Origin of the sequence: Arthrobacter sp. AG367, from assembly GCF_007828995.1 — a bacterium.
Lineage (GTDB): Bacteria > Actinomycetota > Actinomycetes > Actinomycetales > Micrococcaceae > Arthrobacter.
Window position 1 is genome coordinate 439,817 of the sequence record NZ_VIVE01000003.1, and the last position, 26,056, is coordinate 465,872.

28 protein-coding genes are annotated in these 26,056 nt (G+C 66.6%); 14 read left to right on the top strand and 14 right to left on the bottom strand.

Annotated elements, in window-relative coordinates:
- Positions 1–241: 241 nt before the first annotated feature.
- Positions 242–1,294, top strand: a complete 1,053-nt coding sequence (locus tag FB478_RS11700) for a homoserine dehydrogenase (RefSeq protein WP_144600532.1) — start codon at positions 242–244, stop codon at positions 1,292–1,294.
- On the top strand, positions 1,287–2,705 hold the full coding sequence (locus tag FB478_RS11705; protein WP_144600534.1) for an aldehyde dehydrogenase family protein: 1,419 nt from the start codon (positions 1,287–1,289) through the stop codon (positions 2,703–2,705). The genes FB478_RS11700 and FB478_RS11705 overlap by 8 nt, the downstream gene beginning before the upstream one ends.
- Here FB478_RS11705 and FB478_RS11710 read toward each other — a convergent pair.
- Complete coding sequence (locus FB478_RS11710) at positions 2,689–3,204, bottom strand: Lrp/AsnC family transcriptional regulator (protein ID WP_144600536.1); 516 nt, start codon at positions 3,202–3,204, stop codon at positions 2,689–2,691. The genes FB478_RS11705 and FB478_RS11710 overlap by 17 nt on opposite strands.
- Before the next feature lie 125 nt (positions 3,205–3,329).
- Between FB478_RS11710 and FB478_RS11715 the strand changes: the two genes are divergently transcribed.
- Both FB478_RS11715 and rlmC read left to right on the top strand, forming a co-directional pair.
- Complete coding sequence (locus tag FB478_RS11715; protein WP_261377385.1) at positions 3,330–3,965, top strand: HAD hydrolase-like protein; 636 nt, start codon at positions 3,330–3,332, stop codon at positions 3,963–3,965.
- A 100-nt stretch (positions 3,966–4,065) separates the two neighbouring features.
- Complete coding sequence (gene rlmC, locus FB478_RS11720; protein ID WP_144600540.1) at positions 4,066–5,193, top strand: 23S rRNA (uracil(747)-C(5))-methyltransferase RlmC; 1,128 nt, start codon at positions 4,066–4,068, stop codon at positions 5,191–5,193.
- 12 nt (positions 5,194–5,205) lie between these two features.
- On the opposite strand, the gene FB478_RS11725 is transcribed toward rlmC, so the two are convergent.
- Both FB478_RS11725 and FB478_RS11730 read right to left on the bottom strand, forming a co-directional pair.
- Complete coding sequence (locus tag FB478_RS11725) at positions 5,206–5,829, bottom strand: FMN-binding negative transcriptional regulator (protein WP_056393589.1); 624 nt, start codon at positions 5,827–5,829, stop codon at positions 5,206–5,208.
- Positions 5,830–5,848: 19 nt separating this feature from the next.
- Complete coding sequence (locus FB478_RS11730; RefSeq protein WP_144600542.1) at positions 5,849–6,775, bottom strand: DMT family transporter; 927 nt, start codon at positions 6,773–6,775, stop codon at positions 5,849–5,851.
- On the opposite strand from FB478_RS11730, the gene FB478_RS11735 reads away from it, so the two are divergent.
- Together FB478_RS11735 and FB478_RS11740 are read left to right on the top strand one after the other, a co-directional pair.
- Positions 6,774–8,183, top strand: coding sequence for a PLP-dependent aminotransferase family protein (locus FB478_RS11735; RefSeq protein ID WP_144600543.1), 1,410 nt, complete (start codon positions 6,774–6,776; stop codon positions 8,181–8,183). The genes FB478_RS11730 and FB478_RS11735 overlap by 2 nt on opposite strands.
- A gap of 139 nt (positions 8,184–8,322) precedes the next feature.
- Positions 8,323–9,102, top strand: a complete 780-nt coding sequence (locus tag FB478_RS11740; RefSeq protein WP_261377386.1) for a hypothetical protein — start codon at positions 8,323–8,325, stop codon at positions 9,100–9,102.
- Here the strand turns inward: FB478_RS11740 and FB478_RS11745 are convergent.
- Positions 9,099–9,929, bottom strand: a complete 831-nt coding sequence (locus tag FB478_RS11745; RefSeq protein WP_144600545.1) for an SDR family NAD(P)-dependent oxidoreductase — start codon at positions 9,927–9,929, stop codon at positions 9,099–9,101. The genes FB478_RS11740 and FB478_RS11745 overlap by 4 nt on opposite strands.
- Positions 9,930–10,464: 535 nt before the next feature.
- Between FB478_RS11745 and FB478_RS11750 the strand changes: the two genes are divergently transcribed.
- Positions 10,465–11,001, top strand: a complete 537-nt coding sequence (locus tag FB478_RS11750; protein ID WP_144600547.1) for a hypothetical protein — start codon at positions 10,465–10,467, stop codon at positions 10,999–11,001.
- Between the two features lie 527 nt (positions 11,002–11,528).
- On the opposite strand, the gene FB478_RS11755 is transcribed toward FB478_RS11750, so the two are convergent.
- Both FB478_RS11755 and FB478_RS11760 read right to left on the bottom strand, forming a co-directional pair.
- Positions 11,529–12,932 carry a GntP family permease gene (locus FB478_RS11755; protein ID WP_018771829.1) on the bottom strand — a complete coding sequence of 468 codons (1,404 nt, stop codon included), beginning with the start codon at positions 12,930–12,932 and terminating at the stop codon, positions 11,529–11,531.
- Between the two features lie 35 nt (positions 12,933–12,967).
- The gene (locus tag FB478_RS11760) at positions 12,968–13,513 is read right to left on the bottom strand and encodes a gluconokinase (RefSeq protein WP_056393373.1); all 546 of its coding nucleotides are present in this window, start codon (positions 13,511–13,513) and stop codon (positions 12,968–12,970) included.
- Positions 13,514–13,705: 192 nt separating this feature from the next.
- On the opposite strand from FB478_RS11760, the gene FB478_RS11765 reads away from it, so the two are divergent.
- The gene (locus tag FB478_RS11765) at positions 13,706–14,440 is read left to right on the top strand and encodes a FadR/GntR family transcriptional regulator (protein ID WP_186447789.1); all 735 of its coding nucleotides are present in this window, start codon (positions 13,706–13,708) and stop codon (positions 14,438–14,440) included.
- 57 nt (positions 14,441–14,497) lie between these two features.
- On the opposite strand, the gene FB478_RS11770 is transcribed toward FB478_RS11765, so the two are convergent.
- The 6 genes from FB478_RS11770 to FB478_RS11795 form a co-directional block, all read right to left on the bottom strand.
- Positions 14,498–15,454 (bottom strand): plastocyanin/azurin family copper-binding protein, encoded by a 957-nt coding sequence (locus FB478_RS11770; protein WP_144600549.1) that lies wholly within the window; start codon positions 15,452–15,454, stop codon positions 14,498–14,500.
- 439 nt (positions 15,455–15,893) lie between these two features.
- The gene (locus FB478_RS11775) at positions 15,894–16,097 is read right to left on the bottom strand and encodes a cold-shock protein (RefSeq protein WP_009372930.1); all 204 of its coding nucleotides are present in this window, start codon (positions 16,095–16,097) and stop codon (positions 15,894–15,896) included.
- A 201-nt stretch (positions 16,098–16,298) separates the two neighbouring features.
- Positions 16,299–16,646 carry a PRC-barrel domain-containing protein gene (locus FB478_RS11780; RefSeq protein ID WP_018770411.1) on the bottom strand — a complete coding sequence of 116 codons (348 nt, stop codon included), beginning with the start codon at positions 16,644–16,646 and terminating at the stop codon, positions 16,299–16,301.
- On the bottom strand, positions 16,633–17,040 hold the full coding sequence (locus FB478_RS11785) for a hypothetical protein (RefSeq protein WP_144600551.1): 408 nt from the start codon (positions 17,038–17,040) through the stop codon (positions 16,633–16,635). The genes FB478_RS11780 and FB478_RS11785 overlap by 14 nt, the downstream gene beginning before the upstream one ends.
- Positions 17,037–18,263 carry an Nramp family divalent metal transporter gene (locus tag FB478_RS11790; protein WP_144600553.1) on the bottom strand — a complete coding sequence of 409 codons (1,227 nt, stop codon included), beginning with the start codon at positions 18,261–18,263 and terminating at the stop codon, positions 17,037–17,039. The genes FB478_RS11785 and FB478_RS11790 overlap by 4 nt, the downstream gene beginning before the upstream one ends.
- Before the next feature lie 10 nt (positions 18,264–18,273).
- Positions 18,274–18,813 carry a hypothetical protein gene (locus FB478_RS11795; RefSeq protein ID WP_144600555.1) on the bottom strand — a complete coding sequence of 180 codons (540 nt, stop codon included), beginning with the start codon at positions 18,811–18,813 and terminating at the stop codon, positions 18,274–18,276.
- 192 nt (positions 18,814–19,005) lie between these two features.
- Here FB478_RS11795 and FB478_RS11800 point away from each other — a divergent pair, with 192 nt between their 5' ends.
- The 3 genes from FB478_RS11800 to FB478_RS11810 are packed head-to-tail and all read left to right on the top strand — an operon-like array spanning position 19,006 to position 21,464.
- Positions 19,006–19,407 carry a TfoX/Sxy family protein gene (locus FB478_RS11800; protein WP_144600557.1) on the top strand — a complete coding sequence of 134 codons (402 nt, stop codon included), beginning with the start codon at positions 19,006–19,008 and terminating at the stop codon, positions 19,405–19,407.
- Positions 19,408–19,409: 2 nt separating this feature from the next.
- Entirely contained in the window at positions 19,410–20,675 is a 1,266-nt protein-coding gene (locus tag FB478_RS11805; protein WP_144600559.1) for an NAD(P)/FAD-dependent oxidoreductase, read from the top strand.
- A gap of 24 nt (positions 20,676–20,699) precedes the next feature.
- Positions 20,700–21,464 carry an alpha/beta fold hydrolase gene (locus tag FB478_RS11810; protein WP_144600561.1) on the top strand — a complete coding sequence of 255 codons (765 nt, stop codon included), beginning with the start codon at positions 20,700–20,702 and terminating at the stop codon, positions 21,462–21,464.
- Positions 21,465–21,510: 46 nt separating this feature from the next.
- Here the strand turns inward: FB478_RS11810 and FB478_RS11815 are convergent, their stop codons facing one another.
- On the bottom strand, positions 21,511–22,218 hold the full coding sequence (locus tag FB478_RS11815; RefSeq protein WP_056393356.1) for a hypothetical protein: 708 nt from the start codon (positions 22,216–22,218) through the stop codon (positions 21,511–21,513).
- Between the two features lie 420 nt (positions 22,219–22,638).
- Between FB478_RS11815 and FB478_RS11820 the strand changes: the two genes are divergently transcribed.
- The 3 genes from FB478_RS11820 (at position 22,639) to FB478_RS11830 (ending at position 24,360) form a co-directional block, all read left to right on the top strand.
- Positions 22,639–23,199 carry a hypothetical protein gene (locus tag FB478_RS11820; protein WP_144600563.1) on the top strand — a complete coding sequence of 187 codons (561 nt, stop codon included), beginning with the start codon at positions 22,639–22,641 and terminating at the stop codon, positions 23,197–23,199.
- A gap of 13 nt (positions 23,200–23,212) precedes the next feature.
- The gene (locus tag FB478_RS11825; RefSeq protein WP_134164607.1) at positions 23,213–23,539 is read left to right on the top strand and encodes a hypothetical protein; all 327 of its coding nucleotides are present in this window, start codon (positions 23,213–23,215) and stop codon (positions 23,537–23,539) included.
- 134 nt (positions 23,540–23,673) lie between these two features.
- Positions 23,674–24,360: a response regulator transcription factor gene (locus FB478_RS11830; protein ID WP_018770421.1), complete on the top strand. Its 687-nt coding sequence runs from the start codon at positions 23,674–23,676 to the stop codon at positions 24,358–24,360.
- A gap of 15 nt (positions 24,361–24,375) precedes the next feature.
- Here FB478_RS11830 and FB478_RS11835 read toward each other — a convergent pair whose 3' ends face one another.
- Positions 24,376–26,055: a GAF domain-containing sensor histidine kinase gene (locus tag FB478_RS11835; protein ID WP_144600565.1), complete on the bottom strand. Its 1,680-nt coding sequence runs from the start codon at positions 26,053–26,055 to the stop codon at positions 24,376–24,378.
- Between the last annotated feature and the right edge of the window lies 1 nt (position 26,056).

The window sequence follows — 26,056 nt, forward strand, 5'->3', positions numbered from 1 at the left end:
GGGTGCCGGTCCATGAAAGCTTTAAGCGCGTCGACAGTGACGAAAGTAACACAAGCTGGCATTTTTAGTCATCAAAATCATATTTAAATGCGAATGTTGCACGTTTATTGCTGTTACTCCGTATGTCGATTTGCCCTTCAGATGGTCGTTTCGCCTCCCCGGCGGAGCGTTTGGACATGCCTCAACGGACACCCGGTGGGCACAGGATGGGAGCAACAACAACCACCTCAAGGGAGCAGCAATGACCACCTACGACATCGCGCTGATCGGGTTCGGCGGCGTCAACCGGACCCTGGCCGAACTGATTGCCACCAGAAGGGATGCGCTTGGCAGCGCCCTCGGCTTTGACCTGCGGGTGGTTGCCATTACGGACCTTGGGCTGGGTTCCCTGGTCCAGGATGGGGGGATCGATCTTGACATGGCTTTGGGCCTGGATCCCGCCGTCGCGACATTTGCAGCGTACGGCGGGTCAGCGGACCCGGACAACGAGCGCGTGATCCGGACCTGCTCCGCAGGGATCATTTGCGAAGCAACGTTCACCAACCCTGCAGACGGCGAGCCTGCGGCTTCACACGTTCGCTGGGCGCTGGAGTCGGGAAAGAGTGTCTGCACCACCAACAAGGGTCCGGTCGCCCTGCATGGCCAGGAGTTGAGCCGGCTCGCGAAGCTTAAAGGGCTGCATTTCGAATTCGAGGGCGCGGTGATGAGCGGGACACCCGTCATCCGTTTGGCCAAACAACTGTTCCCCGGACTGGCGCTCAATGGCTTCGAGGGCATCCTCAATGGCACCAGCAACTATGTCCTGGGCAGGATGGAAGAGGGCCTCAGCTTTGAGGAATCGGTCCTCGAAGCCCAGAGCCGGGGGTACGCAGAGGCAGATCCCACGGCCGACATCGAGGGCCACGACGTCCAACTGAAAGTCCTGATCCTGGCCAATGAGCTGCTGGGGGCGGACATCACGCTGGCGGACGTGCACCGCCAAGGGATGTCAACGCTGTCGCCCGAGGACATCAGGCGCGCCAGGAACGAGGGGCGGCGGTGGAAACTGGTGGGCTCCGCGCGGCGGAACCTGGATGGAAGCATCAGTGCCGGAGTTGCCCCCGTGGCGCTCCCCCTGGCCCACGGCCTCGCCGGGGTTTCGGGTGCCAACAATGCAGTGTCGTTCAACACCGATCTCCTCGGCCCGGTGACGGTGTCCGGACCCGGGGCCGGGCGGGTGGAGACAGCGTACGCCCTGCTGTCCGACATCATCGCCATGCACGCCGCACGGAACCAGGTGGCTGCAGATGCGTGAATCAACCCTTGCACCGCTGGATCACGCAACGGCCGCGATCCGGGAGGTGCTCAGCCCCTACGACGGCCGGGTGGTGGGAGCCGTGGCCCTGACCACGGCGGAGTCCGTGGACGCGATTATCCGGGCTGCCAGGTCCGGGGCGGCGCAGGCACGCGCATTGTCCCGCCATGCCCGGGGGAAGCTGCTGGACGCGGCTGCCGCACTAATCGACGCGCGCCACGCGGAATTCGCCCAGACCATCACAGCCGAGAGCGGCAAAACCATCCGCCAGGCACGAAAGGAGGTGCTGCGGGCAGTCAACACCCTGCGCCTGTCCGCCGCGGAGGCACGCCGGAACGCCGGCGAGATCATTCCCTTTGACTCCTATGAAGGCTCCGAGGACCGCATGGGGTGGTACGCACGGGAACCGCTGGGCATCATTGCGGCCATCACCCCGTACAACGACCCCCTTAATCTGGTGGCACACAAGGTGGGCCCGGCAATCGCCGGTGGCAACGCCGTCATCCTCAAGCCGTCCGCGCTGACGCCCCTGTCCGCGCAACTGCTTGCCGAAGTCTTCGCCGAAGCTGGCCTGCCTGCCGGCGTCCTCACAGTGGTCCACGGGGACAGGGACGTGGCGGAGGCGATCGTGCGGAGCCGGGAGGTCCGCATGGTGTCCTTCACCGGCGGATTCACGGCCGGCGAGGCCATTGCCAGGACCGCAGGCCTGAAGAAGCTGTCCATGGACCTTGGCGGGAACGCCCCGGTCATCGTCATGGATGATGCCGACTTGGATGCTGCCGTTTCAGCCTGCGTCTCCGGAGCCTTCTGGGCAGCCGGACAGAACTGCGTGGGGGTTCAGCGCATCCTCGTGGCCGCCTCCCGCTACCACGAGTTCCGTCGGCGCTTCCTGCAGGAGGCGTCGCGGCTGGTGGCGGGCGACCCCGCCGAGGAAGCCACCGACGTCGGTCCCATGATCAGTCCCGCCGCCGTGGATCAGCTCCAGGCCAAGATTGAGGCGGCGGTTGCCTCCGGCGCCGTGGTCCTCGCCGGCAACACCAGGGTAAACAACGTGCTGCATCCGACGGTCCTGGAGAGAGTGCCCGCCGGCAGCAGGCTGTGGACGGAGGAGGTGTTCGGGCCGGTCGTCATGCTGCACCCCTTCACAACCTTCGACGAAGCCGTGGGGACCGCCAACGCCATCGACTTCAGCCTTCACGCCGGGATCTTCACCGGCTCGCTGGACACGGCCCTGGACGCCGCGGGCCGCATCGACGCAGGCGGCGTCATGGTCAACGACTCATCGGACTACCGCTTCGACGGCATGCCGTTCGGGGGATCCAAGTATGGCGGCCTGGGCCGCGAAGGGGTCCGGTTCGCCTATGAGGAGATGACCCAGCCGAAAGTGGTATGCGTCAAGCGCCAGGGCTGATCACCGGAAGCGGAGCCTGGTCGAGAGCGTTTCCCGGCTGGGCCGGCTTCGCTGCCGCATCCCGCCGGATGTAGTTGGAAAGGGTCATCGCCGTCACGGTGTCCGTCACGCCGGGCGTGGCCGCTATCTGCTCCCAGATCTCCTGGATGCGTTCAAGCGACCGTGCTTCCACCCGCACCAGCAGGTCGAAGTCGCCGCTGACCACATCGCACAGGACCACCTCCGGGATCGATTGCAGCACGGCGATGACGTCCGATCCGCGCACCCTGTCCTTCCGGTAGACCATCAGGAAAGCAGAGACTGTGCCGTGCCCCGGGGCGCCGGTCACCACGGTGTAGCCCTGGATGTAACCCTGCCGTTCCATCCTGTCGATGCGTTGCCGGACCGCATTGCGGGACAGCATCACCTTTGCAGCCAGCTCCGCGTGGCTGACCCGGGCATTGCGGGTCAGCTCCGCCAGGATGCCCTGGTCGATCCGGTCAAGACTCGCCCGATCCATGTTTCACCCTTCACCGCATGACTTCACAACAGCAGACACGAGTCGGCCCGGCTCCAGAATGAAAGCACACAGAGATGATACTTCGGCAGCAGCCGCTGCAGAGTCAGCGGAGAGCCTTCAGCTGCGTGCTGTTGGACATGGACGGGACGCTGCTGGATTCGGCGGCAGGCGTGACGGCGAGCGCCGCCCGGGCGCTTGCCGCCGTGGGGGCCGCTGTGCCACCGGCCGGGGACCTGGTCCGGCTGGTGGGGCCGCCCATGCTTGAGTCCTTCCGCGAGCACTTGGGACACGATGAGGTCCTTGCCCGGCTGGCGCTGCGGCATTACCGGAAGGCTTACGCGGATTACGGTGCACACCAGTCCGTTCCGTACACCGGGATCAGGGAACTGCTGGAACAGCTCCATCGTGCGGGCGTACCCATGGCGGTTGCCACCTCGAAGGCCGAAGACCAGGCGCTCCGGATGGCCCGCCTGTTTGGGATGGACCATTACTTCTCCGCCGTCTGCGGCGCATCGGACCAGGAAGCCAGGTGGAGCAAGGCAGATGTCATTGCCGAAGTGCTGGACAGGCTGAGGGCAGCCAAGGTGGATGTCTCTGCCCCGCTCATGGTGGGTGACCGCAGCTACGACGTGGCCGGGGCAGCCGTCCACGGTATTCCCACCGTCTTCGCCGGTTGGGGCTACGGCTCTGCAGGGGAAGAAGCAGGAGCCGCCTTCGTTGCGCCCTTCCCGGATGGGGTGCTGCCGGTTGCGCTGCCCTGACGGTACAGCCCTGAAAGGTACGACGCCGGCACTCCCCCAAGTGCCGGCGTAGGACCTGCACGTCGTGGCGGGGAAGGCAACCGGGTAAACTTGTCCGGTCATGCGCTGTTCCTACTTTGATGCCGGCACCTGCCGCTCCTGCACCCACATGGGCGTGCCCTACGGTGAGCAGCTGGCCGGCAAACAGCTGCACTGCCAGACCCTCCTGTCCGGTCACACCGAACTCGAATGGCTGCCGCCGGTGGCCAGCCAGGAGTCCGGCTTCCGCAACAAGGCCAAGATGGTGATCGGCGGGACCGCGCAGAATCCCACCATCGGGATCCTGGACGCCGATGGGCATGGCGTGGACCTGCGCAAGTGCGGCGTCTGCTCACCCGGCCTGCTCGCCTGTTTCCCCGTGCTGGCGAATTTCATCCGCCGGGTCCGCCTGACGCCCTATGACGTTCCCCGCCGGACCGGTGAACTCAAGCACGTCATCCTCACCGAATCCCCGGACGGCGAGGTCATGCTCCGGCTGGTCCTGCGCTCGGACCAGGTGGTGCCGCGCATCCGGAAGCACCTCCCGGACCTCCTGGCCGCCCTGCCGCAGGTGAAGGTGGTCTCGGTCAACCTGCACCCGGAACACAAGGCCGTGCTGGAAGGCGACCGGGAGATCCTGCTGACCGGCCAGTCCACCCTGAACATGCGGGTCAACGACATCAACCTGCACCTCCGCCCGCAAAGCTTCTTCCAGACCAACAGTGAGATGGCCGCGGCCCTGTACCGCCAGGGACGCGAGTGGGTCAACGAACTGGCGCCGGCCTCGGTGTGGGACCTGTACTGCGGCGTGGGCGGGTTCGCCCTGCACAGCGCCGCACCGGCCCGCACCGTCACGGGCATTGAAACCAGCAGCGAAGCGATCGTGTCCGCCCGCCTCAGCAGTGACGAGGCAGGCCTGGAGGGGATGGAGTTCCAGGCCGGGGACGCCACCGCGTTTGCCGTGGCCAGCAAGCAGTCGCCGGACCTGGTGATCGTGAACCCGCCCCGGCGCGGCATCGGCAAGGAGCTCTGCGGCTGGCTGGAAGCCTCGGACGTGCAGCACGTTGTGTACTCCAGCTGCAACGCGCAGTCGCTGGCCCGGGACCTGGCCGCGCTCCCGTCGTTCACCGCCCGGCGTGCCCGCGTCCTGGACATGTTCCCGCAGACCACGCACTACGAGGTGATGGTGCTGCTGGAACGGGCGGCTTAGGGCCCATAGGCGTCAGTTCCGGCGCGCGCGTTCGACGGCGGCCGCGCCGGCTTCACGCCCCCCGGCCCGAAGACCCGCTGCCACTCCTTCAGCGTCGGCGTCGGAGCGGTTCTGGCTCAGTTTTTCCTTCGCCTCGATCCGGCTGATCACCAGCTCCACGCCCACGATCGCCCGCAGTTGCCCGGCAATGAACTTCTCCGGCGCGTCGTCCACGGCCCAAGGGTCTGCCCGGCCGTCCTCGTGCAGTCCGGTCAGGTGCCGGACGTGCCGTGCCAGCCAGCCGGCGTCGTCATGGATAACCAGCTCGCCGTACACGTGCGCGGTGCTGTAGTTCCAAGTGGGGACCACCCGCCCGTGCTCGGCCTTGGCGGCGTACCACGACGGCGAGATGTAGTCGTCGGGGCCCTGGATGATGGCCAGCGCCTCGCCGGCCGGCGCGGTGGACCACTGCGGGTTGGTGCGCGCCATGTGGGCCTGCAGCGCGCCGCGCTCCCCCACCGCCGGGTTGAAGGCGAAGGGCAGCAGTGTTGCCAGCAGGCCGTGGTCCGTCATGGTCACCAGGTTGGCGGCGCCGGGAGTCGTGAGGAGGTGCCGGACGGCATCGGGGCCGGCAGCAAAGTGGGCGGGAATGTACATGGGAAGTCCTTTCAGCAGTTCAGGGGGCCGGTTTGAGCCGGACGCGGACGGCCGCAGCGGCACAGAGGATCACGGCGAGGGCGCCGATCAGGGTGGTCCAGGTGAGCGCCTCCCCCAGCAGTAGCGCGGCCCAGCCGATGCTGAGGACGGGCTGGAACAGCTGGATCTGGCTCACCTGCGCCATGGGGCCAATGGCCAGCCCCCGGTACCAGGCGAAGAAGCCCAGGAACATGCTGACCACGGCGAGGTAGGCGAAGGCAGCCCACTGGACGGGTGTGGCCGACGGCGGCTGGTCCAGGACCGACACTACGGCGAGGACCAGCATGGCCGGCGCGGCAAGGACCAGTGCCCAGGCGATGGTCTGCCACGAGCCCAGCGTGCGCGCCAGCAGGCCGCCCTCCGCGTACCCCACCGCGGCGCAGGCCACGGCGCCGAGCAGCAGGAGGTCCGCCCAGTGCAGGTGCCCCACGCCGCCTGACTGGAGGAAGGCGAAGGAGATGGCGGCCAGCGAGCCGAGCGCCATCACCACCCAGAAGGCGGCCGGGGGCCGCTCTCCGGTGCGCAGGACCGCCACCGTTGCGGTGGCGGCCGGCAGGAGGGCGATGACCACGGCTCCATGTCCCGCCGGTACGGCAGTGAGGGCATAGGACGTCAGCAGCGGAAAGCCGACGACGACGCCGCCCGCCACGAGCGACAGGCGCAGCCAGGTGCGGGGCGGGGGCAGCCGCTGGCGGGTGATGGCAAGTGCTGCGATGGCGAGGGCAGCGGCCACGACGGCCCGGCCGGAACCGATGAGCAGCGGCGGGATGCCTGCCACGGCCACGCGGGTGAACGGAACGGTGAAGGAGAAGGCCGCCACGCCGAGCAGGCCCCACCAGATTCCGGTGGCCTTTCGCGGCGATATCACTGGGCGATTCAGTACAGTAGCGCTACTATGTTCTTTCATGAATAACGATAGCAGTTCGCGGATCGTTGCGGCACTCCGGCAATGGGTCGGCGGCGCGGCTCCGGGGGCCCGGCTGCCGTCCACCCGGCAGCTCGTTGCCGAGTACCAGGCCAGCCCGGTGACAGTGCAGAAGGCGCTGCAGGCGCTGACCGCTCAGGGGCTGATTGAAAGCCGGCCCGGCGTTGGAACGTTCGTCCGTGCCGTGCGCACCGCCCGTCCGTCGGACTATGGCTGGCAGACGGCTGCGCTGCGGTCGCCGTCGTCCCCGCTGCCGTCGTCGTCGGGCACCATGCGCAACGTTCCCGGCGATGCCATCTGGTTCCATTCCGGCTACCCGGACCGCGAACTGCTGCCGGAACGGCTGGTCCGCGCCGCGCTGGCCCGGGCTGCCCGGGGCGACGCCGCACTGTCGCGGCCGCCGGCGGCGGGCATGCCGGAGCTGCAGCAATGGTTCGCGCAGGAACTGGGGTCGGCCACCCCGGTGGGCATCACGCCTCCCACCCCGAATGATGTGGTTGTGCTGCCCGGAAGCCAGAGCGGGCTCAGCTCCATCTTCCGTGCGCTGGTGGGCGCGGGACAGCCGCTGCTGATGGAGTCGCCGTCGTACTGGGGCGCCATCCTTGCCGCCGCGCAGACCGGGGTGCGGGTGGTTCCGGTGCCCACCGGCCCGGACGGGCCGGATCCCGCGGACGTGGACCGCGCCTTTGCCGAGACCGGGGCGCGGGCGTTCTACGTGCAGCCCAACTATTCGAATCCCACGGGCGGGCAGTGGGCGGCAGGGCGCGGCGACGAGATCCTGGACGTGGCCCGCCGGCACGGCGCCTTCCTGGTGGAGGACGACTGGGCACACGATTTCGGCATCACCTCCGACCCCGTTCCGCTGGCAACCCGCGATGATTCCGGGCACGTGGTGTACATCAGGTCCCTGACCAAGAGCGTGTCCACCGCCATCCGGATTGCTGCCGTGATCGTCCGGGGACCGGCGCGCGAACGCATCCTGGGCCAGCGCGCCGCCGAGTCGATGTACGTCAGCGGGCTCCTGCAGGCCGCCGCGCTGGACGTGGTGACGCAACCCGGGTGGCAGACCCACCTGCGGAGCCTCCGGCAGCAGCTCCAGTCACGCCGCGACCTGCTGGCCACCAGCATCCGGGAGCACCTCCCCCAGGCGCACCTCGATGTCCTGCCGAAGGGCGGCCTGAACCTGTGGTTGCGCCTGCCCGACGCCACGGATCTGCCGCGCCTGGTGCGGGACTGCGAGGATGCCGGCGTGATCATAGCCGCCGGCACGGAGTGGTACCCGGCCGAACCCGCCGGAGCCTTCATCCGGCTCAACTTCTCGGGTCCGAATCCGGGCGCCTACCCGGAGGGTGCGCGGCTGATCGGTGGGGCGCTGGCCAGGCAGGGCTGACCTCCGCACAACCGGGCAACCGGGAGCTTCAAGGTTGGTGCAGGAATACATCAAGATTTGCGCTTAAACCGTTCCGGCCATCCCGGCGTAGCTACGCTGGCCGTGCACATCGCATCCAGCACACGCACTTGGGGGAACCATGCCTGCCGTCCAACGCTTTTCCGCGCCCCGCACCCGCCGTCGGGAACCCGCGCTGACCCCAGGAGCCGCCGGGCGGAAGGGCCCGCACAAGGTGCTGGGCGCCGGGGCCGCCGCCGTCGTGCTTCTGCTGACCGGGTGCGGTGCACCCCAGGCCTCCCTGAGCGCCGCTGCCGGACCCGCCAGCGAATCCGCCACCGCAACGCCCAGGGCAACGCCCATTGCCGGTACGCTGTGCACCGCCGCAAACGGGCAGCAGGTTTCGGCCGGCACCACCTACGTCTGTACCAAGGACGGGTCGGGCAGGCTTGTGTGGCTGGAAGCCGCGGAGTCCAAGCGCGTCACGGAGAAGCTGGCAGCCGCTGCCGCAGCGAAGGCGGCCACCGACCAGGCCGCGGCGGAAAAGGCAGCCGCCGAGAAGGCGGCAGCTGACAAAGCCGCTGCCGACAAGGCCGCCGCTGACGCAGCCGCCGCCCGGCAGGCCGCCGAGGCGAAGGCGGCGCAGGATGCTGCGGCAGCAAAGGCCGCCGCCGAAGCAGCCGCGAAGGCGGCAGCGCCGCCCGCTCCCGTTGCGCCTCCGGCCCATGTTGCCCCGGCCGTTCCGGGCACCAATCCCGGCTGCGACCCGAACTACTCAGGGTGCGTCCCCATTGCCTCGGACGTGGACTGCGCCGGCGGAAGCGGCAACGGACCGGCCTACGTCAGTGGCCCCCTCCAGGTTATTGGCAGGGACATCTACGGGCTGGACGCCGACCACGACGGCGTTGCCTGTGAGCGTTAGGGCTGGACGAAGGCCTTGACCAGCTCATCACTCTTGTCCCACAGCCCGCGCGTCAGTTCGGCGTCGTAAGCCTGCGGGTTGGCCTTGGCCAGGGCCCGCTTGGCGTAGTAGGCCCCGGAGATCCAGTCCGTGCCGGGGGTGCCGTTGATGAGCCAAAGCATGGTGTCGGCACCCTGGTCCGGGCTGAGCATGAAGCGGTTCAGCAGGGTCTTGTAGGCATGCCGGAAGTGGCTGGTGGAATCTGCCGCGAAGTTGGTGCGGACAACGCCGGGGTGGAACGCCGCCGTCGTGATTCCCCGGTCATGGAAGCGGCGGTGCAGCTCGGACGTGAAGAGGATGTTGGCGAGCTTGCCCGTCCCGTAGGCGCGGTAGGTGCGGTACCCCTGCTCGGCCTTGAGGTCGAAGAGGTCCATCTTTCCCGAGTAGTTTGCGGCGCTGGCGGTGTTGATGATCTTCGCGTTGCTGGCCGCCAGCGTGTCCATCAGCAGGGTGGTGAGCAGGAACGGCGCCAGGTGGTTGACCTGGAACGTCAGTTCGTTCCCGTCCACCGTGAGCGTTCGCTTGCCCATCATGCCGCCGGCGTTGTTCGCCAGGACGTCAATGCGGGGGTACTTTTCCTCAAGTTCCGTGGCCAGGGTCCGGACCTGCGAAAGGTCGGCGAAGTCGGCGAGGTAAAAGTCTGCACCTATCTCCTCCGCCAGGGCGCGGGTCTTTTCAGCGGAACGGCCGACGACGACCACCTGCTCCCCCGCCTTTGCCAGTGTCCGGGCGGCCGCAGCGCCGATGCCGTCGCTGGCGCCGGTGATCACGATGGTGCGAGGAGTCAAGGGGTGTCCTTCGGTTGAGGTACTTCCGGAGCCGTTGTACTTCCGGAAGGGGTGACTCTGGCACAACGACGGCCGGGCGGCAGGTGTTCCCCTCCCTACCCACTTCCCCTATAGTCCCTCCCCTATTTGGGACCGTGGCCTGCTAGGACGCACCTCGAGACGTAAAATGTTTGTGCCGGAAGGTGCGCCTAAAAGGACCTCCTTAAGGTTTAGCGATGATCGCACACACCGCCAGTAGCTGGGATGGCGGATTCATATTTGCATCAATGCATTGAAAGAATCCGAATATCAGTCAAGCAAATTAGTCGGACTCGATTTCAGTCCCTTCATCGGCGGTGACAGCACAGGCAGTTGCACTGCTGGGCACCCGTCGGACTTGAAAGGCGCAGCTTGAATTTGGCCGCGGCCGGTTGGCGTTCGGTGCTTGAAAGGGCTTTCCGAAGCATGCACGGAGGAGGCGAAAGCCGTATCCGCGAATCCCTGTTATGTCTGCCTTCGGCGTCGAAACCCCAGGCATTTGCAGAAAAGACTAAAAATGAAGCTATCACTCCGCCGCGTCTGGATTTTGTTCGCGGCACTGTTTTTCGCCCTCGCGACGGGCATGTCGGCGGCGCAGGCAGCCACCACCATCAATCCCGCTGCCGCCCCGACGGGTACGCATCTTCAGACGGGAACTATCGGTTGTAGCGTCGACTCGACAACGCAACTCGTTACCTGCACCACGTTCGAATTGGCGGGCGTCGGAAACACCAACGCCACAGCAACCTTGACCGCGACCTACACGGCCACGGTCCAATGCCGCAACCACGGCGGCCAGATCGTCGAGGTGAAGTCTCAGGTCACCACAGCGCCGACGTCCACCGGCAAACTCGAGCCCAAGAACGGCAGGCTCACCGTCCCACAGCTGACTTCGGGGCCCGTCCCGACGGCGGCACAGTTTGAGGCCCGTGCGACTTGCCCCAACGGCAACTGGACCAAGGAATTGCTCGGCGGAACCATCACGCTCAGCAGCTTCACCTACACGCTGCACTTCGCTGGATTCACCGGCGACTACATCAAGATCACCGGGTAGTAACTATCGCAGCCCAGTAGTTTTGCGCGAGGCGGAGAGCCGGGGCCGGGCCCTGGCTCTCTGCCGTCGACGGCGCGATCTCGTTGTGGGTGTTAGTCGAACACACCACCGGATCCCGCGGCGGCTCACTTATCCCGCCGCCCACGACAAGGCCTACTCCTCGAGGGCCACCCGGTCCCAACTTCGCGACCGCAACATCGTCGCTGTCATCCCGCAACCAGCAGCCCCACTATGACGATACGACCTCACCTACCGTGGCGGAGCAGTCCAGCGGCACCGAGCAATCAACATCCGGCTCACCGCTTTAGGAGACACCATGGTCGGTTCCCACTGACATGGGGCAGTACATCCCTTCAGCGATCCGAAAGCCCGCAGCTTCTCCCCTGGGTCTGAGGACTGCACGGCCCCGGAGCCCCTCGCGGGTTTCGGGGCCCACCCATGCTCCCTGACCACAGGTCAAGCAAAAGCGCCAACTGCCGTTCCGAAGGCTCAGAACGGCAGTCGGCGCTGCTTGGTTGAGAGCGGACTTAGCCCCCTATACCGGCCACCATGAAGATGACCGCGGCGACGGCGAAGCCCATCACGCCGATCAGCGTTTCCATCACGGTCCAGGTCTTCAGGGTGGTCTTGACGTCCATGCCGAAGAAGCGGCCAACCAGCCAGAAGCCGGAGTCGTTGACGTGTGAGACCACCACTGAGCCCGCAGCCACGGCGATGACCAGCGCCGCCACCTGCATGCCGGTCAGCCCCGCGGTGGCCACTGCCGGGGCGATGAGGCCCGCGGTGGTGGTCAGTGCGACGGTGGCCGAACCCTGGGCGATGCGCAGGATGGCGGAGATGAGGAAGCCGGCCAGGATCAGCGGGATGCCCAGGTTGCCCAGGACAGAAGCCAGCGCCGCGCCGATGCCCGAGGTGCGCAGGACGCCGCCGAACATGCCGCCGGCGCCGGTAATAAGGATGACAGAGCAGACCGGGCCCAGCGAGGACTCAAGCAGCTTCTCCAGGGCACCGGCGTGGGTTCCGCGGCGGGCTCCGAGGACATACATGGCCACGAGCACGGCGATCAGCAGCGCCACCGGCGTTTCACCCACGGTGCGAAGGAGCTGGAACCACTGTTCCTTCTTCACGGCGTCGGACAGCACGCCGGAGGAGGCCAGGGTGTTCAGGCCGGTGTTGAGGAAGATCAGGACCAGTGGCAGGAGCAGCAGGCCAATGATGGTGCGGAACCGGGGCGGGTGGGACTCGGCCTCCGCGCTGGCGTGGCCCAGGATTTCCGGCACGGGCAGGACCAGCTTCTTGCCGGTCCAGAGGCCATACAGGTAGGCCGTGACGTACCAGGTGGGAATGGCGGTGATGAGGCCGGCGATCAGCACCAGGCCGATGTTGGCGTCAAAGAATGCAGCGGCCGAGACCGGCCCCGGGTGCGGCGGCAGGAAGATGTGCATGACCGAGAACGCGCCGGCGGCCGGAAGTCCATACCGCAGCACGCCGCCGCCAAGTCGGTGGGCTACGGCGAAGACGACGGGCAGCATGACCACCAGGCCGGCGTCGAAGAAGATGGGGAAGCCGAAGATCAGGGAGGCCAGGCCCAGGGCGAACGGTGCCCGTTTCTCGCCAAAGACGCCGATCAGGTAATCGGCCAGGACTTTGGCGCCGCCGCTGGTTTCCACGATGCGGCCGAGCATGGCGCCGAGGCCGACGAGCAGTGCCACGGTGCCCAGGGTGGTGCCGAAGCCGTTGATCAGGACCGGAACCACCTGGTTGGCGGGGATTCCGGTGGCGAAGGCGGTGGCGAGGCTGATGAGGATCAGTGCCACCAGCGCGTGCATCTTCAGCCGGATGATGAGGAACAGCAGCACAAGAATTGCCGCCGCGGCGATGAGCAGCAGGGGGCCTGCACCCATCGTCTGGGTCCATCCTTCGATGGTCATGGTTCTCCTTTGAAACAGGGTTGGGGACTACGGGGTCAGGACGCTTTGGGCGCCTGGCCGGCGGGGAGGTTCAGGGCCCGGACGACGGCGGCGACCAGCTCTTCGGGTGAGTGCGAGATGTCGAGGCGGAGGCTGCCGGCGTCGAGCTCTTCCTGGCTGAGCGGTTCTAGGGTGGCCAGCTGGCTGGGCAGCAGGGCGGGCGGCATGAAGTGGCCCACCCGGCCCTGCATCCGCTGGCTGATCAGGTCCGCGCCGCCGTCGAGGTGGAGGAAGATGACACGGCCTTCGGCGCCGGCGAGCAGCTCCCGGTAGCCGCGCTTGAGCGCGGAGCAGGTGAGGACGGTGCTCTTGCCGGCGGCGGCCTGCGCGGTCATCCAGCTGCGGATCTCATCGAGCCAGGGCCAGCGGTCCTCGTCCTGGAGCGGAATCCCCTGGCTCATCTTGGTGATGTTCGCTTCTGGATGGAACTCATCTGCTTCGGCGCAGGCCCATCCCAGCTGCTGGGACAGGGCGGCCGCCAGGGTGGATTTGCCGGAACCGGCAACGCCCATGACCACCAGGTGCGTGGCTGGATACTGCATGTCATACCTCCGGAGAAGACGTCTTTGGCTTTCGAAGAAGCTCGCTGCGGGTCCGGTGTTCATCGGACCAAGCGATAAGGTATCACCTTTTTGAGCAATAGATACTATCTATTCGTGTCACAAGTCATACCTTTGGCGGTTAGGGGGCTATTCTTGAGGGGCGCACCGGCGCGTAAGGGAACGGGGAAAAGAATGTCGACGGCGACAGTCCAGGACGGCGATGAAGTGCACGACGGCGGGCCTGCCCCAGCCACGCAGGGCCGGGTTATTGAGGCAGTGGGGGTAGCCATAGCCTCCGGGAAGCTGGCCCCGGGCACCCGCCTCACTCTTGAAGGGCTGCAGCACGACTACGGCATCTCCCGGACCGTTGCCCGGGACACCATGAAGGTCCTGGAATCGATGAACCTGGTCTATTCGCGGCGTCGCGTGGGCATCGTGGTGCAGGAACCGTCCCTGTGGAATGTGTTTGACCCCAACCTGGTGCGCTGGCGGCTGGCCTCGGACCGGCGGGACCTGCAGTACAGCAGCCTGACCGAGCTACGCATCGCCGTCGAACCCATCGCGGCCGCTGGGGCGGCACGCCGGGCCAGCGCAGCCGAACGTGCCCAGCTCGTGGCCCTGGCCGCTGACCTCCGCAAGCTGGGCGAGGCTGGTGATCTTCAGGCCTTCCTGACCGCCGACATCGCCTTCCACCAGCTGCTGCTGCGAAGCTGCGGCAATGAAATGTTCCGTGCGCTGGAAGGAATGATCGCGGAGGTCCTGACCAGCCGGACCCGGCAGGGGCTCATGCCGTTCAAGCCGAGGAACGAGGCGCTGAAGGCGCACGAGGACGTGGCCTCAGCCGTGGCCGGCGGTGACACGGCGGAGGCTGAACGGGCCATGCACCACATCCTCGATGAGGTGCGGGAGGCCATGGGGCTGCACTGACCCGGAAAACGCAGGTCCGGCCGGGGCAACCGCCCCGGCCGGACCGTGTAGCCGGCGTTAGTCGACCACTCTCACCTTGCCCACCATGCCCATGTAGTCATGGAGTGCGCAGATGTACTCGAACGTTCCTTCGGACTTGAACGTTACTTCGAATGTGCCGCCACCGGGCGGGATGATGCCCGAACTAAGGTCGCCGCCGGTGAAATGCTCCGGGTCGCCGGACGGGGCGAAAATGTTCGCCGGTTCAGTGCCGAAGGTGACCGTGTGGGGTGCGCCCATGCCGTCATTGACGAACTCCACCGTCTCGCCCACGTGCACCGTCACGGTGGGCCGCACGAACCGCATGACCATGGCCACGCCGTCGTCACCGCCTGCCATCACCTTGTGGTTGGATGCCTCCTGTGCCAGGGATGCGTCCAGTTGGTGCCCGTCCCGGAGGATGGCCCGCTCCTGCGCCCGTGATGCCTTGTCGTAGTCAGCCTGGCTGTACGGGTAGTCGGTGCCCCGGTCGCGCACGTGCACGGTCCCCTTCATCATCGTGCCGTGGACCAGGCAGTAGTAGGTGAAGTTTCCTTCCCGGGGGAAGGACAGGGTGTAGCTCCTCGCATCCGGGAAGCCAGGGACGTCCACATTGGCCAGGATGCCGGAGTTGTAGTACGACTTTCCGTCGTAATAATCCTTTCCACGCTTCTGCAGCTCATCGTCGCTGAACGGATTGAACGGCTGCAGCGACTGGCCTGCCGCCAGGAACGTCACGGTATGTATTTCTGCGGAGTTTGCCTGCCAGGTGATGGTGTCCCGCTCATTGATGTAGATCTCTGAGGGAAGGAAGGCCATCCCCTGGATCTCCTGGTCGCTGGACTCAGAGCCCACCTGTACCTGCCAGGTCCGGTGGCCCCATCCGTCGGCTGACGCGGGGCCGGCTGCAGCCAGGGAGGCGAGCAATGCGACAGCGAATGCCACAATCAATGCCAGCTTGTTGGATCTCGGTTTGATTCCCCGATAGTGCTTCATGGCGATGCTTTCTTGAACGGCGATCTGTTAAATGCCGATTTGCAGCTGCGGCCGATTCAAACCCATTGCATGACTGGCCCAACCGGCCACTGTTTTTTCGGAGTGAAGGTGCCGGCTGCCGATGCCGGGGAGCGCTGGCAGCCAGTGCCGGCCGGTGATCGGGGCCGGATATGCACCACCCCAACTGGTGCCGCGCAGGTTCAATTCTCTTCCCAGCCAAGGCGCTGGTTCCGCACGTCAGAGGCGTGCGCAGTACAAGAGTGCTCCTGCAATTCACATTTGTCGAGACGGTTCTTCCAAGGAAGATGCCCGCCCAACGCTCAGCCCTGGGCAAGGCCCAACCCGGGGAACTGGCACACACGGGTTAAACAGAAAGCAGGGCCTGCCGATAAACGGCAGGCCCTGCTTGGAAACCTAACGGTCCCGGAACTCTAAGGAATTAGAGAGCCTGGATGTTGGTGGCCTGGGGACCCTTGGGGCCCTGCTCGGTGTCGAAGGAAACCTTCTGGTTCTCTTCGAGGGAGCGGAAGCCGTTGGAGTTGATCGCGGAGTAGTGCGCGAAAACGTCCTGCGAGGAGTCGTCCGGGGAAATGAAGCCGAAGCCCTTTTCAGCGTTAAACCATTTGACGGTACCAGTAGCCATTATTTTTGTCCTTCGTGAAGGTGGAGGGAAAATCCCGACTTTCGGGCCCTCCGGCGTGGGGTGTTCAAAAACCGCTACTTCAGAAGAACACGGACTTTCGACCGCGCGTACTGCCTGAACTACCAACTGCATAAACACAACAACAGTCTCAACACTACAGGAGTTTCCGCCCACACCTAATCCCGCACCTGTTGGGCGCCGCTAAACCTGGCCGCCGCCTTCCAACGCCGTGCTGTAGCGGGTGTATCCCGGCCGGAGCCGGACTGAGTGCGGCCCCACCATCGATATGTCCTCCCACAGCACCAAAAACGAGCCGCGGTGCCGCCACCGAAGGATCCGGGCCAGCAGCCAGGGCCGGGTGAGGCCGTTCCGCTCGTAGCCCAGGAACGATGCGACACTGTGCGGGCTGACCACCAGCCCCAGCAGCCGCGGCTCCGCCATCAGCTGGTGCGGGGCTCCGTCCAGCACGAAACGGGCGTCGGCAACGCGGCCCAGCCGTCCGCCGTCGGCATCGTGGACCGGTGTGCCCAGCAGGTCACCGAGGATCATGGCGGCCTCCCGGTATCCGCGCAATGATCTTGTCCCGCACCCACCGTTCCACCCAGCCGGCGTCCAGCGGCTCCCCGCTCACGCCAAGGCGCACCACCACACCCACTTCCGCCACGTCCTTCCACGGGATGCGGATCAGCCGGGACGACGGCGGCCTGCCGCCAAAGATCCGCGTGCCCAGGACCGCGCCGGTCAGCAGGGCGGTGATGGCCGGCGGTGCCGTCCCCGCCGGAATCTCCACGCCCAAATCAGGCCCGCCCACCTCAAGGTCGTCCACGGTGGTGACCGGGACGCCGTCGTGGTCCAGGACCTGCCGGTCCATGAGGTGCAGTTGCGCGTCCAGGATGCGGCCGCTTACGCGCGTCGGCGGCAAAGGACCGGATGGCGACGTCATGAGCCGGCTCCTGTCACAATCATGAGCGGGATGGCGGCAAGCGAGGCCACCAGGATGATCACCAGGTAAACCATTCCCAGCACGTTCACGGCCCGCCCGTTCACATGCTCGCCCATGTACTGGGGATCATTGGCCACGATGAGGACCGGCAGGTACGTGAGCGGCAGGGCGATGGCGGAGAACACCACCGAGTATTCGGTCACCAGCACCGGGTCCACACCGGTGGCCAGGACGGCCATGCCCACCAGGAGGCACACCATCATCGACAGGTGGAACCGCGCGGCCTCCGCCGGCCGGCGGAACTTCCCCCAGGACCAGCCAAAAAACTGGGCCAGGGTGTATCCGGACGAGAGGGTGGTCTCCAGGGCGGCGCCGAACGTGGCGGCCACAATGCCCACCAGCACAAACGCCAGCCCGACCTTCCCGGCACCCTCCGCCACGGGCAGGACCACCTGGGACAGCGACGTCACCGAAATACCGGCGGGCAGGAGGACGACGGCGGCGCACCCGGCGATCGCCACGGACAGCAGGCCGCCCAGCGGGAAGCCGACCAGGACGTTGGTGCGCTCCTGCAGCAGGTCCTTCACGGTCCAGCCTTCCTCGACGGCCCCGGAGGAGAAGAAGAAGACCTCATAGGGGGTCATGGCAGCGCCGAACAGCGCGATCGCGTAGTAGCTGTAGGTCCATACCGTTTCCTGCTCCGGCACGGCCGGCGCCAGCTGCCCGGCGAGCGCACCCCAGTCCGGCTTGAGCAGGAACAGCGCCACCGCAAAGACAATCAGCGTCAGCCCCAGCACGCCCGTGACGTTCTCCATGATGGAGAACCGCACCCGCCAGATCACCAGCCACACTGCCACCGCGGCAACGGGAATCCACAACAGGTAATACACACTGCTGGCCAATTGCAGGGCCAGGGCCACGCCGCCGATCTCCGCCGTGACCGTCATGAGGTTGATTAGGAACGACGCCGAGAGGTTGGCCAGCCCGGCCCGGGGCCCCAGGCGTTCGCGGATCACTTCGAACGTGGCGCGGCCGGATGCGGCCGCCACCCGGCCGGACATGTTGGCGAAGAGGCAGATGCCCAGTACGCCGACGGCCACCACCCACACCAGCGACAGGCCGAAGCGGGAACCGACAACGGCGTTGGTCACCAGGTCCCCGATGTCCACGAACCCGCCGATGGCGGTGAGGATCCCGAGCGCGACGCCGAGGAGCCGCTTCACGGTTCCGCCCTCATTGTGACCCCACCTTGCCTTCGAGCTGCTTCAGGGCGTCCTGCGCGTCCGCGAGCGCCTTGTCACCGTCCGCGAGGGAGGGGGCGCCGCCGTCGTTCCCTGCCAGGGTGGCGCGCGCCACGGCGAACCCCGCGGCGCAATGGTCCAGCACGTCCAGTGCCTGCTTCTGGGTGTCGCGGTCCTCCTGCGTTGCCGGCGAGAGGTTGAGGACGGTGTTCCGGCTCCCCTGGACTTCTTTTAGCTCATCGTCGAGGGCGGTGGAGGTGGCGGCGCGGGTCAGCTTGCCGTCCATATCCTGCCGGAGCGCGATCCGGGCTGTGGCCACCGCGGAGGAGCTGTCCTTCACAGCGGTGGCCACCGACTGGCTGGTGCCGCCGCTGCAGCCGGTGAGGAGGACGAGCGCGGCGAGGGCAACGAACGCGAGCCGGGGTGCAGTGGCGGGACGGTTGGCCGGGCGGCACCGGATTCCTGCAGCCGGGGCGGAGGCCGGCGTGTTCAGCACCGTTGCCTCCAGCCCCCGGGACAATCCCGGATCCATGCGACCTGGCGGGGCAGCCACAAAATAGTTGCCTTGAGCTATATATAGCACTCCGCCGGGAAGTTTAACCTGCTCAGGACGGGATTTATTGCCGGCTGGGCGCATGCATCCCGGACCCTCGACCCCGCCTCCGAATAGGCATATCCTGCATCCAGATCCTGCGGATACACCCTGCCACCGGGAGATGAAGCCATGGAGATGCCCAAAGCCACCGAGGAAGACAAAGAGCGGTTCCGGCGCGTGGTTCCCGACCATCCGGGGGTGGTGGTGAAGCCGATGTTCGGCAACCTTGGCGCGTTCGTCAACGGCAACATGTTCGCCGGGCTGTTCGGTTCCACCATCGGCGTGAAGCTCTCCCCGAAGGACAAGGAGGTGCTGGAGTCGTCCGAGCGGACCGTGCCGTTCGGGCCGGCCGAGCGGCCCATGGGCGGATACACCGGGCTGCCGGAAATGTGGAATGAAGAGGGCGACGGCGATGACACCCGGGCGCGGGCCTGGGCCGGGAAGGCGCTGGACTACGTCGCGTCCCTGCCGCCCAAAGAGCCCAAGGAACCTAAAGCCCGTGCGTCCAGGACCGCAAAGGCGGCGCAGTAGCCATGTCCGCCCCCGCGGTTTCCCGCCATGAGACCAACACGGTGGTAGTAGGCGCCGGACAGGCAGGCCTGGCCACGAGCTACTGGCTGTCGCAGCGCGGCGTGGAACACCGGATCCTGGAGCAGCGGCCCGCCCTGGGCGGCGCCTGGCAGGACCGGTGGGATTCCTTCTACCTGAACACCCCCAACTTTTCAGTCTCCCTGCCGGGGAAGGCCTACGACGGACCGGAACCGGACGGGTTCATCGCCCGGGACGCCACCATCGACTTCTTCCGCCGCTACGCCCGGGACATCCATGCCCCGGTGGAGCTGGACACGACGGTGACCCGGATCGCCCCGGCGGATGCCGGGTTCACCCTCGAAACGGACCGGGGCACGTGGGCCGCCCGGAACGTGGTGCTGGCCAGCGGCGCCTTCCAGCGCCCACGGACCCCGCCTGCCGCCGTCGGCCTCTCCCCCGAAGTCCTGCAGCTGCACAGCCACGACTACCGCAACCCCGCCCAGCTCCCACAGGGTGCGGTGCTGGTGGTGGGCACCGGGCAATCGGGCGGCCAGATTACCGAGGACCTGCTGGACGCCGGCCGCGCCGTACACCTGTCCGTGTCCAGCTGCCCGGAGGCGCCCAGGCGGTACCGGGGGCAGGACATCTTCCACTGGATCGTGGAGGTGAACGTCCACGGCCCGGAGTACGGCATCAACGCGCTCCAGGTGGACGGGCTGCCCTCCCCCGCCGGGCGCTTCATGTGCAATCCGCTGCTGTCCGGCAACGACGGCGGCCACAGCGTGCACTTGCGCGAACTGGGCCGCCGCGGCGTCCGGCTGCACGGCCGGTTCGAGGGAATCGACGACGGCGTCCTCGTCTTCACCGACGACCTCGCCGAGCGCCTGGCACTGGTTGAGGCAGGGTTCGGGCAGCGGCTGGGGCGGCTGTCCGATGCGTACATCAAGGCTGCCGGGATCGACGCTCCGGCGGCGGACGTGCCGGAGGAAGACCACTGGCTGCCGGCAGAGCCAGGCGCCCGGCTGGACCTTAAGGCGGAAGGGATCACCTCCATCATCTGGTGCACGGGCTACGCGCTGGACTTCAGCATGCTGGACCTTCCCCTCCTGGACGAATGGAACTACCCGCGCCACACGAAAGGCGTGACGGAGCACCCGGGCCTGTACGCCGTCGGGCTCCCCTGGCTCACGCGCCATATCTCCGCCACCCTCGTGGGGGCGGGCCCGGACGCCGAGTACGTGACCGGACATCTGGCAGCGCGCCGCTGACCGGCGCCGGCGAAAGACAATGCCATGGAACCGCTCCGCGTGATCCTGCTTCCCGGCAGCGTCCTTCCCGCCGGCCCCGCCTACGGCGCGCTGCTGCAGGTCCTGGGACCCGGAGTGGACGCCATCGCCAAGGACCTGGAGCTCTACGCCGGGGATGCCCCGCCGCCGGGATGGAGCCTGGATACAGAGGGGGACGGCGTGCTCCGCGAGGCCGACGCCCATGGCTGGGACACCTTCCACCTGGTGGGGTATTCCGGCGGCGGGGCTGCCGCGTTGGCCCTCGCCGCCTCACATCCCGGACGGCTCCGCAGCCTGGCGCTGCTTGAGCCGGCCTGGGCGGGAAACTGGGACTGGAGCCCTGCCCACACCGAACTGTGGCAGCGTTACGGCCAGTTGTCCGCCCTGCCGCAGGACGAGTTCATGCCGGCCTTCATCAGGCTGCAGGTAAAGCCTGACGCCGTCCTGCCGGCACCGCCGCCCGGCCCGCCGCCGCCGTGGATGGCCAAGCGGCCGGCAGGCATCAACGCCTTCCTCCAGGCGTTCAACACCTATGACCTGGACCGCGGCCGCCTTGCCTCCTTCACGAAACCTGTGCTGTTTGTGCTGGGCGGCATGAGCAGTCCGGACGAGCAGGGCGACAACGCCGCCCGGCTGGCCCGCGTCTTTTCCGATTACCGGCTGGAAGTCTTCCCGGGCCGCCACCATTTCGACCCCCCGCACCGGGCTGAGCCGCAGAGGGTCGCCGCGCTGCTGCGTGGGCACTGGACCCGGGCGGAGGCGGTCCTCTGATGGCCCGCATGGGCTCACCGGCCGGCCTACCGGCCCGCTGGGCCCCTTAGCCTGCCCGGGGCCCGGGGCCGTGCGTCTTCTGCCGTCCGTCGCGGTGGGCGACGTAGGCGTAGACCATCAGCGTGATTCCCGCCAGGATCATGATGGCCGGGAAGGCGAAGTCCAGGGAAATGAACACCACCGTGGCCTGGAGCGCAAAGATCAAACCCATGACCGTCAGGACCGCCGCGGGGATCAGCGGCCAACTCATCCTTTCGCTGGGGTGGTCGGCAGCGTGCCCGGAGCTACGGACCGGGACCAGGGAGAGCGCGCCGAAGGTGGCTGCCAGGCCCAGGAACAGGACGGCCGCGGTCGGCATGCCCTGCAGTTCCTGCGGGAGTGCCACGATGACAGCAAGCGTCAACATGACGCCCGCCGGGATCAGGGCCCACCAGTTGGTGCGCTCGCGGAGGAACACGGCGGCGAACCCGCCACCCATGAAGAGGAAGAGGAAAGATGCACCCCATGCGCCGTTGGTGAGCTGCGTGGTGGTGATGACCGCTGCCAGGCCCAGGAACACGGACCCGGGGATGGCCGCCCACCAGTTCTCCCGGCGCTGGACGAACAGGGACAGGAACAAAACCCCTATGGCCGCGAAGATCAGCGGTGCGACAAAAGCTGCCGTGTCCATGACGCCGAGCCGGTCCAGCAGTAAGAGCCCACCCAGCCCAATAAGGACAAGGCCTGCAATAATGCTTGCGTTCGCCGATTTCACCGTGTGCCTCCCGGATCCGGCAGGCGGCCTTACGCCGCCCTGCTGATTTCAGGCTAGGGCGGCCCCGCAACCGGAAACAGGGCACAAAGCCCCCGCCTTCCAAGGGAACCAAATCTCCAAACCTTCCACGCGGGAATCTGTACCCGTCCTCCCCCATGACGGGACTTTCAGCCCTACAGCGGGACCCCAGACCCTTGGCATCCTTGTAGGGGCGCCGTCCGGGTCCTCAGGTTTGCGAGGCCGGAGTGGCTTTCCCCCTGACGCCCCTCCCCTGAGACCCAGTTCCCTTGCACACAGTCCACTTGCACACAGTTCACTTGCACACACTTCCCTTGCCGCTGAGGCATTCCCGCAGTGTCACCGCAGATGATGCCCCCGCAGGCACATGCTGCAAGCTCGCTGCACTTGTAAAGGACCAGCATGCCTGACATCCGCACGCTCCGTCCCGCCCTGAAGGCGCCGCTGGAGCCCGCGCGGCTGTCGCGGGAGGACGCCTCCCGCCGTCGGGCGATGCTCCTGCATCCTGCCAATTTCAAACCCTCAACATCCCCGGGCAGCGAAGCCGGCGGGAGGGCCGGGGAGCTCAGCAGCAGGTTCGAATGCCTTCATGCGGACCTGGTGGGCCGCGGTTTGGCGGAGAAGGATGCGCGGACGGAAGTGGCCCGGATTGCGGCCCGGGAGGTTTGGGACGGGTTTGCCGCCCAGCTGCGCCGTCACCGGGCCGCGGGCCGGCAGCTGGACGCAAACGTGCTTGCTGTCGCACTGGCATCAATGCAGGGCATGACGCTCGCGCTGCTCCGGCACCAGGGCGACCTGGGATACGCCATCCGTGCCGTGTCCACCGCCCTCCGCCGCCTCCGCTACAACGGTGGCCTGCTGGAGCGCCTGCACCCGCATGGCAGCCCGGCCTTCACTGCCGCAACCATCACCCTCCAGTCATTGGAGGCGTTTCTCGCCCGCCCGCAAACCAAAGCTGCCTGATCAGGGAGGCACCGTGGCAACTTCTGAAGAGTACAGGGCCGTGTACGGTCAGGAAGCGCCTGGCGGCCAGGCCCCAGCGGAAATTGGCGATGGCGGGTGCAACGTCATTTTCAAGGACAACGGTGCCGTCGTGGGACGCTGGAGTTCCTGGGAGAAAGCCAGCGTGGCACTCAACCGGCTGCAAAAGCTTTCGGGCTGGCTTGAGTACCGGCTGGAGGAATCGCACCGGTGGGTCAGGGCAAAGGGGGCCGGAGACACCATGAGGTGCTCTGGCTGCAGCGCCCTTCGCCAACTTCAGGAGGCAGCCGGGCCATTGGCTCCCCGTGGCTTCGGCTGGTGACGAATCAGGAACGGACTTTTGGCCCTGCTGGCACAGCAGAGGGACGCGAAATGATTGAACGAGGATCCTTCCGACCGGGGCGGCTGCATCAGACGGGCAGCCGGGGAGGGCGTCGAATCAATGAGAGCGTCGTCATGGAAACACCCGCAGAACCCCGGGATGTCTTTCAGTCCCCAGCCGGGACCGCCCGGATCTTCATCCTCAATGACCATGAACTGGTGCGGCGGGGCCTGAAGGACCTGCTCGAAAATGATGGGTTCACGATTGCCGGCGAGAGCGGATCGGCCGCAGAGGCCCGGCGCCTGATCCCCAGCCTGAAACCCGATATCGCTGTGTTGGACGACAGGCTGCCGGACGGAACCGGGATCGAGGTCTGCCGCGACCTCCGCGCCACGGCCCCCGGGGTCCGATGCCTGATCCTGACCGGCTGGGACGAACAGCATGCCGTGCGGGCGGCGGTGCTGGCGGGCGCGTCCGGGTACGTCCTCAAGCAGGTGAGCAACAGCAAGGATCTGGTGGACAGCATCCGCTGTGCCGCCGCCGGCGCATCACTGTTCCGGCCGGAGGTCCGGGAAAGGGTTGCCGAAAGCTTGTACGCAGCCGCCTCTGCCTCTTGGCTGCAAGGCCTCACAGGGAGGGAGCGGAACGTGCTTGCCTTCATGGCCCGCGGCCTGACAAACCGGCAGATCGGGCAGGAACTGGTGCTCCCCGAAGATGCGGTGGTTGGCACTGTGTCCTCGGTACTGCAAAAGTTGGGATTCCGGCGCCGCAGCCCGTTGATCCCGGCTCCCATCCCGCGCGCGTGGGAAATGCTGTCCTGAGAGGGCAGGCCGCCGTCAGGCCGGAAGGGGTACCCGCCAGGTCACGCTGGTGCCTTGGCCGGGGGCGCTCTCAATGGTGCAGGTCCCGCCCAGCCGGCTGGCCCGGCTCTTCATGTTGTTCAGTCCGCTGATCCGGCCGGGATCGGCAAATCCGCAGCCATGGTCCTGGACGGTAAGGACCACGTCACCGTCCTGAACGGCGAGGAGGACGTAAATTTCTTCAGAGCCCGAGTGCCGCACGGCGTTGCTGACGCTTTCAGACAGCACCGGCAACAATTGTTCGGCCACCTCCTCGTCCACGATGTCATCCACCGGGCCCGAGAGCTGGATCCTTGGCAGGAAGCCACCGGCGTTGGCTGCTTCCTGCACGGCGCGCAGGACGCGGCCGCTGAGGAGTTCCCGGTCGGGTTTCCTGGCCTGCAGTGAGTAAATCGTGTCGCGGAGCTGGTGGATGCAGTCATCCAGTTCAGTGGTGATATCGGCGATGCGGCGCTCATGGGCAACGGGGTCCGAGGTGTAGCGGCGCAGGCCCTGGATGCTCAACCCGGCTGCGAACAGCCGCTGGATGACCAGGTCGTGCAGGTCCGCCGCAATCCGCTCGCGGTCGATGAACAACGCGTGCTCTTCCCGCAGCTGGTTTGCCTTGAGCAGGTCCAGCGTCAGGCCGATCCGCGAGGCAAACACGGCGCTCTGCTCAACATCCACGTCCGTGTAGCGGCTTCCACCGGTCCCCCGGGCCAGGATCAGCACACTGTCCCGGTGTCCGTCACTGTTGCTTCCCAGGGCGGCAACCAGGACCGGCCCGAGTTTCTCTGCCAGCTCATGGTCAAATACCAGGGACGGGTCTGCCAGCGCCCTGGACTCCCCGCTTTCCAGGACTTCGGATAACACGTCAGAGGCTGGCAATTCCTGGCCGCCAGGCATCGATTGCACGCCCACAGATGTACGGCACCTGACGGTTCCGTCCCCGCCCGCGGATGCGATTACCCCCAGGACCGAAGCGGAGGCCTTAACGGCCCGTTCCGCGATCATGTCCAGGTTTTCGGTATCCGAGCGTGGCCGGTCCTTCAGGCAGTCACTGACCTCCATGCCCGCCTCAAGCCATTTTTGGCGCCGCTTGCTGTCATCGAACAACTTGGCGTTTTGGATGGCCACGCCGGCAGCAGAAGCCAGGGCTACTGCCAGGTCTTCGTCTTCACCCGAAAAATCCTGGCCGCCGATTTTTTCCGCCAGGTACAGGTTCCCGAAGACCTCATCCCGGACACGGACCGGAACACCCAGGAACGTGCCCATCGGCGGGTGGTTGGCGGGGAAACCGACGGCAATGGGAAGTTCGCCGAGATCGTGGAGCCGCAGTGGTTTGGGTTCGCGGATCAGTTCGCCAAGCACTCCGTGGCCGGTTGGAAGGTCACCGATGAGGCGGGCTCCATCATCATCAATGCCTACGGTGATGAAGTGGCTGAGCTGCTGGTCATCACCGATGACGCCCAGAGCCCCGTAGCGCGCTCCCACCAGTTCGCAAGCAGACTGCACCACCCGGTCAAGCACTGCTTCCAGGCTGAGGTCTTCGGTCAGGGACACCACTGCACCGAGCAGGCCTTCAACGTGTTCCTGTGCCCGGACAAGGTCATCAGCCCGTTCTACGAACTCCCGCAGAAGTTCCCGGGTCCGCCGCCTGATCGGTTCACGCCACATG